A 14,418-nucleotide genomic window follows, 5' to 3' on the forward strand; every position below is an offset into this window, starting at 1 on the left:
CCCTGGTTGGTACTGCTGTTTATCGTGCTGCTTGCCGTTCCGTTTCAAATCGAGGTTTTTGGTCAGACCATTCGCATCCCCGCCTGGATGAAAGCGGTGTTTGGACTGTCGCTGCCTATCATGGCCAATATCTCCGAGATCGTACGCGGCGCGGTTGTCTCTGTTCCTTCAGGGCAGTGGGAGGCCGCGGAGTCCTTGGGCTTTACGCGTCGTCAAACCCTATACGAAATCGTGTTGCCACAATGTTTCAAACGGATGATCCCGCCCTGGATGAACTGGTACGCGATCCTGACGATGGCGACGCCGCTCTGTTCGCTTCTTGGCGTCGAAGAGATCATCACCCTGTCCCGCCAGGCGATGAGCGCCGAGAACAACCAGCCCGAGCTGTTGGTGCCCTTCTATGGCTTCGCCTTGGTGATGTTCTTTTTGTACTGCTACCCCATTGCGCGGTTTACGATATGGTTGGAACGCCGCGTTTCCGTCAAACTGTAAGAGGTCCGCATGAACGCTGCACATACATTGGGTGACCCGCTGGTTGTGATGAAGGATGTTCGCAAATCCTTTGGCGAGCTTGAGGTGATCAAGGGTATCTCAATGAGCATACGCAAGGGCGAGGTGGTCTGCATTATTGGCCCGTCGGGGTCTGGCAAGTCGACTTTGATCCGCTGCATCAACCGCCTGAACGAGATCGATGCCGGCTCGATACTGGTGGACGGGATAGAAGTGAATGACGCAAAGCTCGACACTTTGAAATTGCGGCGCGAGGTCGGGATCGTTTTTCAGCAATACAACCTGTTCCCCCACAAGACGGCGCTGGAAAACATCATGATGGCACCGCTGAAGGTATTGAAAGAAGACCGCGCCACGGTCGAGGAACGCGCCCGCGCGTTGCTGAAGAAGGTGCGGTTGGAAGGCAAGGAAAACGCCTATCCCGGCGAACTGTCTGGCGGTCAACAGCAGCGGGTTGCAATTGCTCGTGCGTTGGCAATGCGCCCAGAGGTGATGTTGTTTGATGAAGTAACCGCCGCCCTTGATCCAGAGACTGTGAAAGAAGTGCTGGTCACGATCAAGGATCTGGCATCCGAAGGCATGACTTGCATTCTAGTTACTCACGAGATGGGGTTTGCCCGCGAAGTCGCGGATCATATTTATTTCACCGACCGTGGAGTGATAGTTGAACATGGCCCTCCGGATACGTTTTTTGATCAAGCGACGGACCCGCGCACAAAGGAATTTCTGAGCCAAATTCTTTGAGTTGAAGGGAGGGCATTGCCGACCACCGCACGCGCGGTTGATTGCGGATCGGTTTGAATGAGCTTCGCAACTCATCCTTGATCAAAACGCGGGCTCGACGATTTGCGAGTTTAATTGTTCCAAAAAAGCGCCGGGCTGAATTGGCACTCAGCCATGGTTGGATCAGGATGTCACGCAACTCTCTGTTCACATCGACCGCCCGTCAGCGCTTCGGACACCAAAGAACCAAAAAACCCCAGCCGGTAAAGCCGGCTGGGGCGATTTTTCGAAGATACGGATCAAAGACCCCAATCGTCAGATTGCTGTGACGTCAGCTCACTGATCTGCTGCATGATGTCATATTCGCTGTGTACATTACGAACATTCACAACCGTCTCACCATTGGCGCTGATTGTGCAGTTGCCGTTGGAGTAGTCAAAGTGCAGCTGGTCAAGCGAGGTCAAACCCAATCCGGCCAGATCGAAAACGATCGAGTCATCTGCGTCAAAGTCCAGAATGCCCGGAGTAACACCCGCGTAGCTAGGACCAGTAAAGACAAAAGTATCGCTGCCTTCACCTCCGGTCAGTTGCACCATTCCTGATTTCAACGTCTGGTCGGCGTTCAGGATGATGACGTCATCACCCGCACCGCCATCAGCGGTAGCGACCATCGCGCCTTTGCGGATCAGGAGGATGTCGTTGCCATCATCGCCAAACAGCTTGGCCGCCTGATTATGTGCACCACCAACGATGTAGTCGTCACCGCCGCCGCCATTCAGGGTCACCAGACCGCTGCCGCTGTCGGCAACCATATAGTCCCAGCTATCGGTCCCATCGACGTTTGGAACAGTGTCATCAACTACGACATCGATCCGGTTGCCATACTTCTCGAACCACGCCTTCGTGTTCGAAGCATAGGCAGGTTCGTAGACAATTTCATTGCCCTGAAGGCTGCGCAGATCGATATAGGACGGGTCAAACCCGTTTCCGTCATCGTCATAGCGCACGATGTCCTCACCGGTCGCTTTGCTGAACAGCACGATCTGACCGTTTTCGATGCGGTGGTCCAGATCGAACCAGCCGGTCATCCCGTAAGCGTCGAGGTCGATCTCGATCCGGTCGCCTTCGTTGGCGTCGAAATCGGTGATCGTATTCTGACCACCGTTCAGAACGAAAGTGTCTTTCCCGAGGCCACCGGTCAAAGTGTCGTTGCCTTCACCCGAAACCAGTGTGTCGTTGCCTTCGCCGCCATCCAGGATGTCGTTTCCGTCCAAACCGTTCAGGATGTTGTCGCCGCTATCGCCGATCAGATGGTCATTGAACTGGCTGCCAATGACATTTTCCACATCGTAGACATAGTCACGCCACTTATCGCTTGTTTTACCGTCATATTCGACGCCGTTCACCTCAAAGTAGCTATTGCCGTCTTCTTTGCGCATGTCCACGGTGACGCCATTGCTGGCATCCAGATAGGCGATGGTATCATTGTCGTCGCCGCCATAGATGTGGTTAAAGCCGGACCCGGCGATGAAAAGGTCGTCGCCGCCAAAGCCCCAAAAGCTGTCATCGCCGGCTTTACTTTCCTCTCCGTCTTGGCCGAACCGGTTATATCCCATAATGATATCGCCGTAATCCGTACCAAAGAGGTAGTCAGCATTGGCTTTCCCATAGATCTCGGTACCGCCATAGGCACCCAGCATCAGGAACTTGCTGCTGCCCAATGCGTCAAGCGATCCGTTCGGCAAATCAAAGGACTGGCCTGATTTCATGTCGACACCGTCTTTGTCGATGAAAAGCGCGCTTTCGACGACCTGCTTCGCCCAAGCCTGACGGATGGATAGATCATCCCAATTCAAACTTGAGGGGAAGGAGCCTTTGAGTTGGTCCCAGTAGATGACAGCGATCAGATTGGGTGTGTCTGTCGATTCATCATAGATCCGGAACGCCTGCTCCCTTGGCAGACCTGTATACTGGAACGTGATGTCGTCGAAGTTGTGCTCGGTCAATGGAACGATGATCGTATCCTGTGTCGGATCGAAATCACGCACATGCGTGGCATTGCCATCTTGGAACTCGCCACCGGCAGTGCCGCCCATATTTGAAAGCGCGTCTCCCAATCCGAAGAACATACTCACCAAGCCGCCCATCGGCCCAGGCAATATGGCACTGGCGGCCGCACCCATGCCTGACCACAATCCATCGGCCATGTAGTCTGTAAAGTCTTTGCCATCGTTTGTGGGCGTATTGGCATCGCCAAGCACGAATGTGTCGAAGCCAGAGCCGCCCCACAACTGGTCATGACCAACCTGGCCATCCCTGTTACCGGAATAAAGCCAGTCATTGTCGGCACCGCCATAAAGCACATCTACGCCGGTCCCGCCCAACAGAATATCGTTGCCGGTGCCACCATAGATTACGTCGTCATCAGCACCACCATCGATATAGTCGTTACCTGACCCACCGCTGAGTGTGTCATTGCCAGCGCGGCCGAAGATCATGTCATCTCCACCCATGCCGAAGATCTTATCGTCGTGCTGGTATGAAGTTCCGCGATGCATGTCTGCGCCATAGATGACATTGCCTTTGTCATTCCCGATGACGCCTGCTTCGACCCGATAGACGATGTCTTTTGTGCCGCCTTTCTTGTGGTCAAAGTGATGCCAGATGTCATTGGTGAAGTGGGTCTCGTTCTCCCCCAACCATTTGACGCCGCCGGCGATGACCTTTTCGGTCACGTCGATCCGGCTCCAGTTGTGGGGATATTCTTGCCAATTCAAGGACCAATACTCATGATCGTAGCTGTCAAAGTGCATCTGATCGGGTGTCATCCCAATCTCGGTATCAATTCCATTGACCATGCGCGGCGGCAGAACGTCATCGGACGAGTCCGCCACGACCTTGGGCAAGGCTGATGCCTCGGGGCCAGCAAGCGAAACCTGCCCGGAAGACTCCAGCGGTTCACCGCTCGTCTTCACCGAGAGAAGCTCTTCGTTCTGCTCTTCGATAACTTCATCTGAGTTGACAGAACCCATCGCAAAGGGATGGTGGTTGGATTTGTTTGAATATTTCATCTTCTTTCTCCTCACTATTCTGGATGTTTGGCACACGAAGATCGGGCCAATTCTCATCGCAGATCATAAGGAAGATGTGGTCGTTCGCGGGTGTAATCTCAACGCGGAAATGACCCGTAACCTGTTACAAAGTATGACAAAAATGAAACCGCTACGACTTAAAACGCGCTATCCGGCTGGTGCCGTTTCAGGCTCCAGCCGGTAAAATACTTGGCTTTCCTTTTGGTTGACCGAGCGCCTGTTTCAATCGAAACAAAAGCGCTCGGAGTTTGGTTTTGCAGCGATAGAGGATCGCTACTTTTTCGCTCCATTCAAACGACCAGATCGACGAAGAAGCTGTCAGTCGGAACGATTTCGCACAGCGGCGGAGGTGTCGTTGCCGACAGTTCCATTTCATCCTGCGGAACCTCGGTACCGCAACGAGGATCGGGCATGATCGGGGTCACAGCGGTCAGGTCTTCACCCTCACCAGCAGGAACTGCACCATAGGGCAGAGGGGCCACTGCGATCAGGTCTTCACCTTCACCGGCAGGAACCGCGCCATAGGGCAGCGGTGCGACTGCAACCAGGTCTTCACCGTCCTGAGGCACCTCAGTACCGCAGCGGGGATCAGGCATGATCGGGGTCACAGCGGTCAGGTCTTCGCCCTCACCGGCAGGCACTGCGCCAAAAGGCAGCGGAGCTACTGCAACCAGGTCGTCGCCTTCACCGGCAGGCACTGCGCCATACGGCAGAGGGGCCACTGCGACCAGGTCTTCGATGGGATCGGCAACCAGCGGATCGGCTGGCAGCGGCGTTACCGCGGTCAGATCCTGACCATCCTGAGGCACCTCGGTGCCGCAACGGGGATCAGGCATGATCGGGGTCACAGCGATGACGTCATCGGCCGCAATTTCGAAGTTGGTATGTGTCTTGATAGTCATTGGTATTCTCCTCATTAAAGTTGCTACTTGGCACCCAAAAATCAGTTGGAAACGTCCTCCTCGGGTATACAAACAAGGTGGTTGTCCCAACCGCTTCATTCAATGCGAATTCACGGCGTAAATTGTTACAAAGTATGACAAAAATCTTCCCGGAGGCTGTGATTTTTCTGCTCTGAAACCTCTGTAACCCCCACCAAATTGTCCGGCGCAATTGAGGGTCTTCAGAGATACGAAAATTGAAAAAACCAGCGCCATTTCTGACGCTGGTTACGTTGTCCTGCCACGTCTTGAAACGTGCCAGCATTCTGTTTTTTCGAGCCGCAGATCAAACCTCGCGGAAAGTGGTCCGGATCTGCTTGCTGAGCGGATCGACAAGGTACTGGAACAATGTCCGCTCGCCGGTCTCGATATACACTTCTGCTGGCATGCCGGGCAGCAAACTCAGCTGAAGGTCAGCCAGAGTATCAACCGCGTTTTCATCCAATGCCACACGCGCCTCGTAGAATGGCATCCCAGTCATTGGATCCGTTTTCAGATCGGCCGAGACAAACTGGACATTGCCATCAAACCTCGGGGCGATGTGTTGGTCGAATGCTGAGATCACGACCGTCGCTGCCTGACCAACCGAGACATTGTTGATATCCTGCGGCATGACACTCGCCGTGACCACGAGACCGTCGTTTTCAGGCACGATCTGCATCAGAGTCTCGCCCGGCGAAACAACGCCTCCTTCAGTATGCACGCCCAGTTCGTGGATGATGCCATCTGCCGGTGCCCGGATTTCAACGCGCGCCAGTTGCAGTTCTGCGGCGGCCCGGCGCTCCTTCAGACCATCAAGCTCAACTTCCAGCGCAGAAATCTCGTTCATGACCTGCTCGCGGAAAGTTTTTTCCAACTGCAGGATGTTGATCCTGGTTTCGCTGATACGCCCACGCGCAACCGCAATCCTTGAGGTCAACCCACCGCTGTTGCCCAGCAATCCACTGCGCTGGCGTTTCAGCGATGTAATCCGGTTCGCGGGTGTCAGCCCCTTCTCAAAGAGTTGGGTCAGCCCCTCCAGTTCGCTGTCAATCAGGTCGATCTCTTCTAAGGAAGCCTCATACTGTGCCTCAAGACCCGCGATTTCCTGTTCCGTCTGCGTGATCCGTTCTTCGAATGCTGCAACTTCACCTTCCCTGGACAGACGGCGGGCTTCCATAACAGCACGCTGGGTCGCCAGAGCGCGCTGCACTTTGGGGATATCCTTACGCGCGGCGAGTTCTTCAGACAGTTCGATCTCGTTCAAACCATCGCGTTCGGAAATCAGACGCGACAACTGGGCTTCAACGGCGATCAGACGGTCATCGACCAGCACCTGACTGCCCGACAAGAGCTTGTCGTCGAGTGTCAGAACAACGTCCCCGGCGGCGACCCGATCCCCGTTGCTGACATGGATTTCGCCGACGATACCGCCATCGGGGTGTTGAACAGCCCGCAGGTCAGAAGAGACTACGACATTCCCGCTCGTTACAACGGCACCGGACATGCGGGCGGTTGCGGCCCAGCCGCCAAAGCCGAGCGCCAGTGCCGCAATTGCGGCAAGGCCAAAGCCGATGGATTTCCACGACCGGTCAACAAAAGCGTCAGACTGGGTGTTGGGTTTTGAATTGGTATTCATAACTTCCTCCATTTGATTGGCTGCTGCGCAGGGCTGGATCAGCCCGCAGCAGCGACAGGGGTTTCGTCAGTGGTCTCTTGCGTCTTCTGAGGCTGGCTTTGTGCCACCTGAGCCGGGTGCTGCGCGGCAGGACGGGCCTGTGCGGCAGCCGCCTGATTGCGTTGACGCAGACGCTCCATCACTTCGGCGCTGGGGCCGAAATCACTGGCGCGGCCGTCGTCCATAATCAGGACTTTGTCGACAGACCCGAGCACACTGGCCCGGTGGGCGATGACGATCACAATCGCACCGCGCGCTTTGGCGGCCTGGATCGCGTGGTTCAGGGCAGCTTCGCCCTGCGCATCCAGGTTTGAATTGGGTTCATCCAGAACCACCAGAAACGGATTGCCATAAAGTGCGCGGGCCAGTGCAATACGCTGACGCTGACCACCAGACAGGGCGGCACCACGCTCCCCTACCGCTGTTGCATAGCCGTCTTTGAAGCTTGCAATCAGCTCGTGCACTCCGGCGGCTTTGGCAGCGGCGATAACCATCTCATCTTGCGCCTCAGGATCGAAGCGCGCGATGTTCTGGGCGATTGTTCCGTCAAACAGCTCAATATCTTGCGGCAGAAAGCCGATCTGCGGGCCGAGCTCTTCGGGCAGGTACTGATCAATCGGCACACCATCTAGGCTGATACTGCCCTTCGCAGCCGACCATGCACCAACCAGCGTGCGGGCCAATGTCGACTTGCCACTGCCGGTCGAACCGATCACAGCAAGTGCTTCTCCGGCCTTCATATCGAAACCGACGCCTTTGAGAACAGCCGATGTCACCATAGGCGGCGCGGCGATCAGGCCGGTCACGGTCAGAGACTTCTCGGCCTTGGGCAGAGAAATTCTGGCCTCGTCTTCTTCGCTGGACAAAGTGTCCTTCAACTGTGCCCAGGCTTGACGCGCGGCCACCAGACTGCGCCAGCTGCCGACAAGCGTTTCAATCGGCTGCAGGCCACGAGACATGATGACAGAGGCCGCAACAATCGAACCTGCCGAGATTTGCCCGTGGATGGCCAGATAGGCCGCAACCGCAAGCACACCGGACTGAAGGGCCAGACGGAAGACCTTGGTAAAGCTGCCTGAAACACCAACCGTATTGGCCGCCTTTGCGCTTGCGCCCAGGTGAAGGTCATTGATGTCCTGCCACGATTTGCCAAGATTGGCCTGCATACCCATGGCGCGCACCATCTCGGAATTGCGACGGCTTGCTTCTGCCAAACGGCTGCGTTTGCCAGCATGTTGCGCCTGAACACAGGCGGCTGCGCGCACCTTGATGTCAGTCACAACAGCGATCACCAGCAAGGCGATTGCCCCAATGACACCAACCAGACCAAGCCAGATGTGCATGGCAAAAACCAGACCCAGATAGACCGGGATCCAAGGCAAATCAAACAGCGCCCCGGCACCTTGACCGGACAGGAAGCCACGGATTTTTTCGACATCCTGAATGGCCGCAGCCGGGTTGCCGGATGTGCGACGAAGCGAAGGTTCTGCCAGCGAACAGTCGAACGCCGTTTTTGAGAGCCTTTGTTCGAAACGATGACCCATGGCGACAAGAACGCGGGTGCGCGCACCGTCAATCAAGGCCATGAAAAGGTACAGACCGGCGACAAGCGTACTGAGGGCCACAAGGGTATTCACGCTCTGGCTTGACATGACGCGGTCATAGATCTGCAGCATGAAAATCGGACCGGTCAGCATCAGCAGGTTCACGGCACCGCTGAACACACCAGTGGCGATCAGGTTGCCGCGAAGTGCGCGACGCGCGCCGGCGAGTTGCGGGTGAACGGACGAATGCGATTTCATAACGGGTCTCCAAAAAATTTGTCTGTGAGTGATACTTGGAGGCCGCACACGACAGGCCCAAGGTTTTGTCACACTTTGATTCAATTGGCTTTTCTGCCCTTACCGGAACAGAATGGATGAACCGCACGCTCAGCGATGTTCTGGACCAGTGCCAAAACCCTTCGCATCAACGGCTGCACCACAGATGCAATTTCCGCTTGGGAAAGCGGCAGAAATTGAACTAGCGTCCAACCTAAGGGGATGGCACAAGGAGCCAACACGCGATGCGCTGGAATGATCTGACACTTCGAACACAGGTTATGAGCATCGTGCTCATCAGCTGGGCGATTGTCGGCGTGTTCTCGGTTGTCACTGACGTTGTCCAGATCCGCAATTCACGTGCTGAAGAGATCCGAAATCGGGGCGATGCCTTTCTTGCTCAGGTCGTTTCAACCCTGGCCCGCGTGCCGCCTGACGACCGCGCCGAAGCAGCGCTTGGTTTCTTTCCCGCGGAATGGAGCGTCAGAGTAGGTACGCAGGATGCAGCATCCGCTCTGGCAAATGGCCGCCAACGCCCGAACATGGCAGACTGGCTGGCGGCGCGGCTGGAACACCGAGGGATCGCTGTCGCGGAACTGTCCGTGGCGGAGACGGTCATTGACGCCAGAAAAGACCAAAGCGCGCTGTTGCAACTGTTCAAGAGCCACGCGGGCGAACCCCTCGACGCAAAAAGCATTGACGCGTTTCTGGTAAGCGTTTTCTCGGTCCGGCTTGAAGATGACGAGGATTGGCTGAACTGCTATTTGCTGATGCAAAACAAGAGCATCGCACCCTTGGTCGTTGTTGGGTCCATCGACAGTCTCGTCGCACTTACCCTGCTCTGTATTCTTGCGTTTCTCATCCAGAAAGTCATGCGCCCGCTGAGCGCCATGGCCGTCAATGCCGAGTTGATTGGCCGGGGTGAAGAGGTCGGCCCGCTGATCGAGACAGGTGCCATAGACATCCGCCATACGATCATCGCGTTCAACCGTATGGAGGCCCGGATTGTTCTGGCGCTTGAATACAAGACCACCTTGCTCCGCAGCCTTGGGCATGACCTGAAAGGGCCGATTGCCCGGATGCACGACGCCATCGAAAAACTGGAGCCAACGGCCCCAAAAGAGCAGCTTTTCAAGCGGTTGGAGACCCTCAGCGAAATCGTGAACTCTGTCACCGACCTCAATCGCCAAACGCATCACGATGGAGATCTTGCGCGATTGGATCTGCGCTCATTGATCGAAGCTCTGGTGGAAGAGCAGGTTGATGCCGGTCGCGACGTGACCTACAGCATCGAGCAATCTGCCATAGTGAACGGGCGTCACAATGCGCTGACCCGAGTTCTGAGGAATCTCTTGGAGAACGCCGTTAAATTTGGCGGTCGTACAAATGTTACTCTGACCAGAGTAGATGACATGGCCGCAATTCATATCGACGATGAAGGGCCGGGCATCCCGGTCGAGCAGTTAGAGACTGCATTTGAACCGTTCCAAAGACTGGGCGCTACGGAACCCGGTACCGGCCTTGGCTTGGCCATTGTACGAACCATTGTCGTCGATCAGGGTGGCACTGTATCGTTGGAAAACCGGCAAGGCGGAGGTCTGAGGGCGAGCGTGTTCCTGCCGATTGATAAGCAAAATTAGCCCGGCCGGAAAATATAGCCCTGACCCCAGACGGTGCGGATATGTTCGGGGTTGGCAGGGTCGCTTTCAATCTTGGACCGCAACCGCTTGATCAAGGCGTCGACGCTGCGGTCCCCTGCCCCACCATGCTGCCGCGTGCGCGCGACCGCCAAAAGATCTTCCCGCGTGCAAAGCACATCCGAGTTCTCGACGAAAAAGCGTATAACGCGCGCTTCACTCGAAGTCAGGGTGATCACGCGCCCATCATCGTGTTTGAGGTGGCGTTCATTCTCCACCAATTCCCAAGGACCAAACCGGTTCAGACGTTTTTGGCTTTTTTGACCCGTTTGCCGACGTCTCATAAGCGCCCGAATACGCGCCAAAAGTTCAAGATCATTGAAAGGTTTGATAATGTAGTCGTCCGCGCCCAGTTCCAGCAATGAAATGCGTTCGGCATCGTCGTCAACCGAACTGATCATGATGATCCCGGCATCAAGACGCGAGGCAATCTCGCGACAGAGCACTTTCCCGCTTGTGCCGGGCATGACAAGATCCAACAGAAAAAGATCATAATTCTCGGTGTCTATCTTTTCCCGAGCCGCGGGTACATTTGGCACGTGTTCAATCTGGTAGCCTTTGTGTCGCAGGAAAACACACACGTTCTCGGCAAACTCTACATCGTCGTCGCAGATGAGAATCCGTCCATCGATAATGGTAGAGCCGTCCGCTGCATCATTCATTCTGTATGTTCCTCAGAAGATGTTTTCCGCCGTGATAACAGCATCGGGCATTGCACAGTGTCAACGACGCAGCCACCAAGTGGTGCAAGGCCTGAAGACGTTGAATCAGGAAGGACAGTAACAGTTTGACCTGACAAGCCGCTTCCGGATCCGTATTGTTTCTACATTTAGCAGCCGTTGACGTATTGAGGGCCAGCACATGCCTGATCAGCAAATTCAATCGGGAAAATCGACCGAGGGCATGGTCGACTACAACGAAAACTCTTCCGCGCAACTGCAATTGGTTCGTCTGTTGAACCCACTTGTGCGAAATTTGGTTTCCGAAATGGACGAGCCCGGGAACGAGTTCAAAATCGTGGATTATGGGTGCGGGCCGGGTGTCAATTCCATAGAAATGGTCAAGCCTGCCATAGAAGCGAGTGTAGAGAAGTTCAGCAACTTGCCAATCGTCGTTTGCCATTCCGATCAGGTTGGCAATGATTGGAACACCTTATTTGAATTGGTCGATAGCCCGGAAGGTTATGCACAGATCTCCAAGAACATCCGCACTGAAGCCGCAATCGGATCCTTTTATGACCCCGCGGCATCCCCGGCGTCGGTTTCTATTGGCACATGTATTTTCGCAAGCCATTGGCTGAGCCAGGGCCTTCACCTGCATTCGCCTGGAACCATCTGGTTTGCTGATTTGCAAGGCGATGCCCGGGAAACCGTCAACCGGATCGCGCAAAAAGACTGGACGCGTTTCCTGCTTCAGCGGGCGCAAGAATTGCGCACGGGGGGATACCTTGTGGTCGGAACACTTGGTTCAGTCCCCGATCCATCCGAAAAAAGCGGGGTCGCCGCATCGGGCCGTGGCATATATCGCGCGATTCAGGATGTTGCAAAGACAATGACAGACGACGGTCTGATTAGTGCGAAAAGCCTCGATTCATTTTTGTTCTCATTGTGGTTCATGACAGCGGCAGAAGCGCGCCATGCGCTAGAGACGCACGCCGACCTGAGGGATGCGTTCGAAATCTGCCGGATCAGTGTGGATCCCGCCCCGGTCAAAGCCGACGATATTTTCAAGGAATATATTGGCGACCCAATTACCTATGCCAAGAAGTACGTCGGTTACATTAGGGCCTTCGGTGACTCCACTTTGAGAACGCAATTGTTCGGTCCCAACTGCGACAAAACTGAAACGCTCGATCAGCTTATGACCGAGTTCTACAACCGTCTCGCACGTCTGTATGAAGCTGAGACGCGCAAATATGCATGCGAGATTTGGCATCTGGTTGTTGTTCTGCGGAGAACGTAACAAAACACTGACAGTCGCAAGACCAGCTTCAGTGGGTTATTCAGCCGAAACCTGAAGTAATGACGTTCATCGCTTTGATAGCGGAAGATCCGATTGAAAGTTTCTTTCAGACACGCAGAAAAACTGTGCAAACGTTCCTCTTCATCCAATAAAGAGCTGATAAATTGAGCGACCATGCTGCCTGATGCAAAGGTCGATGACGCTAAAATTGAGATCGATGAAACTTGGGCCCAATTAGGTCCTCATGAAACAACACCTGACTGTCGTTGTGGTTGAGCAGAACCAAGAACGTGCATTCCAAATTGTAGATGCCTTGAAAGAATTCGGAGACGTAGACGTCTCTGTCATTGGCGACTTTTCCGGGCTGGCACGTAAAATAGCAACGCATAGCCCAGACATCGTTCTGATCGACATCGATAATCCCTCGCGCGACATGCTGGAGGAGCTCACCGTTGCCTCGGGTCCGATGGAGCGGCCGGTGGCCATGTTTGTCTCAGGCGCGGCGGGCGGGTTGGCGAAAGCTGCCGTTGAAGCTGGTGTGTCGGCCTATGTGGTCGACGGTTTGCAAGCCGAGCGCATCAAACCTGTGATCGATACCGCAATCGCCCGGTTTCAGGTGCTGCGTCAGATGCGTACGGAACTGGCCGAGACCCGCCGCGCATTGGAAGAACGCAAAGTAATCGACCGTGCCAAAGGTTTGTTGATGAAAGCCAAAGGCGTTTCCGAGGATGAGGCATACGCCCTGCTACGCAAAACCGCGATGAACCAGAACCGCCGAGTTGCAGAAGTGGCCGAGGCTTTAGTGACTGCGTCGGGGTTGTTGTCATGAGAACCGTGACCCTTCCCGTCGCCTATATGCCCCTGGTTGATGCGGCCCCGCTGATCGTTGCGCGCGAGATGGGATTTGACCATGCCGAAGGTATTTCGCTGGACCTGCGCCCGGCCCCGTCATGGTCCTCTCTGCGCGACATGCTGGCTTTTGGACATGTGGACGCGGCACATCTGCTGTCGCCTGTCCCCGTTGCGATGGCCTTGGGTCTTGGTGGCATCGCGACACCGCTATCCGCAGTATCTGTCCTTTCTCTGAACGGCAACGTCATAGGTGTTGGAACCCAATTGGCGAGGCGACTGGCCGACCAGGGCTATGGATTTGATTTTACCGATGCTGCTGCGGCTGGGGCTGCACTGGCACAGGCTGCCGGTGACGTTTTGGTGTTTGGCGTGCCCTTTCCGTTTTCAATGCATGTTGAATTGCTGCGCTATTGGGTTGCCGGAACCGAGCTTGCTGCGAAACAGGTCGAAATCCGCACCGTTCCGCCACCACTCATGGCTCAGGCACTTGCGGGAGGCGAGATCGACGCCTTCTGCGTGGGCGAACCCTGGGGTTCATTCGCTGTAGATGACAATGTCGGCGCATTGCTGCTGCCCGGCAGGGCAATCTGGACCTGCGCACCTGAAAAGGTGTTGGCGGTTAGAAACGACTGGGCTGAAACCGAACCACACCTGCTTGGCAGCCTCATGCGGGCCGTTTGGCGCGCGGGACGCTGGCTGTCGAACGCAGACAGCCGAACAACTGCCTCCGAGATGTTGTCGCGCAAATCCTATCTCAACGTCTCGCCCGAACTGATCGACCGTGCGCTAATGGGCGAATTCACGATCTCGGCGCGCGGCGAACAACGCCATGTCGATGGGTTTGTCGAGTTCTTTGACGGTGCTGCCACCTTTCCTTGGCGCAGTCAGGCAAAATGGGTCGCGCATCAATTGGCGCAAAGAAACGGGCTGGACGCCGGAACTGCGGAACGACAAGCCGCCAAGGTCTTTCGCAGTGATCTCTATCGCCGCGAGTTGCAGGGTCTTGGCGTCGAAACCCCCGGCGCGTCCGAGAAACTTGAAGGAGCTCTGCCCGAGTCGACGGTGGTCGCCTCGGCCAATGGCAGCCTGATTCTGTCTCGGAATGTTTTTTTCGACCGGCGCATTTTCGAGCCTGCCGGGTAAGTTTGCACAAAATTTTTGCAG

General features: G+C 55.4%; 11 protein-coding genes. 6 read left to right on the top strand and 5 right to left on the bottom strand.

Annotation, left to right across the window (positions count from 1 at the left end):
* Nucleotides 1-492: ABC transporter permease subunit (locus AC2FNU_RS10235; protein ID WP_496787913.1), on the top strand; the 492-nt coding region annotated here is incomplete at its 5' end.
* Nucleotides 493-501: 9 nt separating this feature from the next.
* Entirely contained in the window at nucleotides 502-1,254 is a 753-nt protein-coding gene (locus tag AC2FNU_RS10240) for an amino acid ABC transporter ATP-binding protein (protein WP_496787915.1), read from the top strand.
* 278 nt (nucleotides 1,255-1,532) lie between these two features.
* Here AC2FNU_RS10240 and AC2FNU_RS10245 read toward each other — a convergent pair whose 3' ends face one another.
* From AC2FNU_RS10245 to AC2FNU_RS10260, 4 genes are all read right to left on the bottom strand, one after another.
* Nucleotides 1,533-4,304 carry a calcium-binding protein gene (locus tag AC2FNU_RS10245; protein WP_496787917.1) on the bottom strand — a complete coding sequence of 924 codons (2,772 nt, stop codon included), beginning with the start codon at nucleotides 4,302-4,304 and terminating at the stop codon, nucleotides 1,533-1,535.
* A 311-nt stretch (nucleotides 4,305-4,615) separates the two neighbouring features.
* Complete coding sequence (locus AC2FNU_RS10250; RefSeq protein ID WP_496787919.1) at nucleotides 4,616-5,227, bottom strand: hypothetical protein; 612 nt, start codon at nucleotides 5,225-5,227, stop codon at nucleotides 4,616-4,618.
* Nucleotides 5,228-5,552: 325 nt separating this feature from the next.
* Entirely contained in the window at nucleotides 5,553-6,884 is a 1,332-nt protein-coding gene (locus AC2FNU_RS10255) for an HlyD family type I secretion periplasmic adaptor subunit (RefSeq protein ID WP_496787920.1), read from the bottom strand.
* 38 nt (nucleotides 6,885-6,922) lie between these two features.
* Nucleotides 6,923-8,725 (bottom strand): type I secretion system permease/ATPase, encoded by a 1,803-nt coding sequence (locus AC2FNU_RS10260; RefSeq protein WP_496787922.1) that lies wholly within the window; start codon nucleotides 8,723-8,725, stop codon nucleotides 6,923-6,925.
* Nucleotides 8,726-8,988: 263 nt separating this feature from the next.
* On the opposite strand from AC2FNU_RS10260, the gene AC2FNU_RS10265 reads away from it, so the two are divergent.
* On the top strand, nucleotides 8,989-10,383 hold the full coding sequence (locus AC2FNU_RS10265) for a sensor histidine kinase (protein WP_496787923.1): 1,395 nt from the start codon (nucleotides 8,989-8,991) through the stop codon (nucleotides 10,381-10,383).
* Here AC2FNU_RS10265 and AC2FNU_RS10270 read toward each other — a convergent pair.
* Nucleotides 10,380-11,102, bottom strand: coding sequence for a response regulator (locus tag AC2FNU_RS10270; protein WP_496787925.1), 723 nt, complete (start codon nucleotides 11,100-11,102; stop codon nucleotides 10,380-10,382). The two genes, AC2FNU_RS10265 and AC2FNU_RS10270, sit on opposite strands and share 4 nt — an antisense overlap.
* Nucleotides 11,103-11,301: 199 nt before the next feature.
* Between AC2FNU_RS10270 and AC2FNU_RS10275 the strand changes: the two genes are divergently transcribed.
* The 3 genes from AC2FNU_RS10275 (at nucleotide 11,302) to AC2FNU_RS10285 (ending at nucleotide 14,397) form a co-directional block, all read left to right on the top strand.
* Entirely contained in the window at nucleotides 11,302-12,402 is a 1,101-nt protein-coding gene (locus AC2FNU_RS10275) for a class I SAM-dependent methyltransferase (RefSeq protein WP_496787926.1), read from the top strand.
* A gap of 244 nt (nucleotides 12,403-12,646) precedes the next feature.
* The gene (locus tag AC2FNU_RS10280) at nucleotides 12,647-13,231 is read left to right on the top strand and encodes an ANTAR domain-containing response regulator (RefSeq protein ID WP_496787928.1); all 585 of its coding nucleotides are present in this window, start codon (nucleotides 12,647-12,649) and stop codon (nucleotides 13,229-13,231) included.
* Nucleotides 13,228-14,397: an ABC transporter substrate-binding protein gene (locus tag AC2FNU_RS10285; RefSeq protein WP_496787930.1), complete on the top strand. Its 1,170-nt coding sequence runs from the start codon at nucleotides 13,228-13,230 to the stop codon at nucleotides 14,395-14,397. The genes AC2FNU_RS10280 and AC2FNU_RS10285 overlap by 4 nt, the downstream gene beginning before the upstream one ends.
* The last annotated feature ends 21 nt before the right edge of the window (nucleotides 14,398-14,418 follow it).

Source organism: Ruegeria sp. BHSB064, from assembly GCF_059613205.1.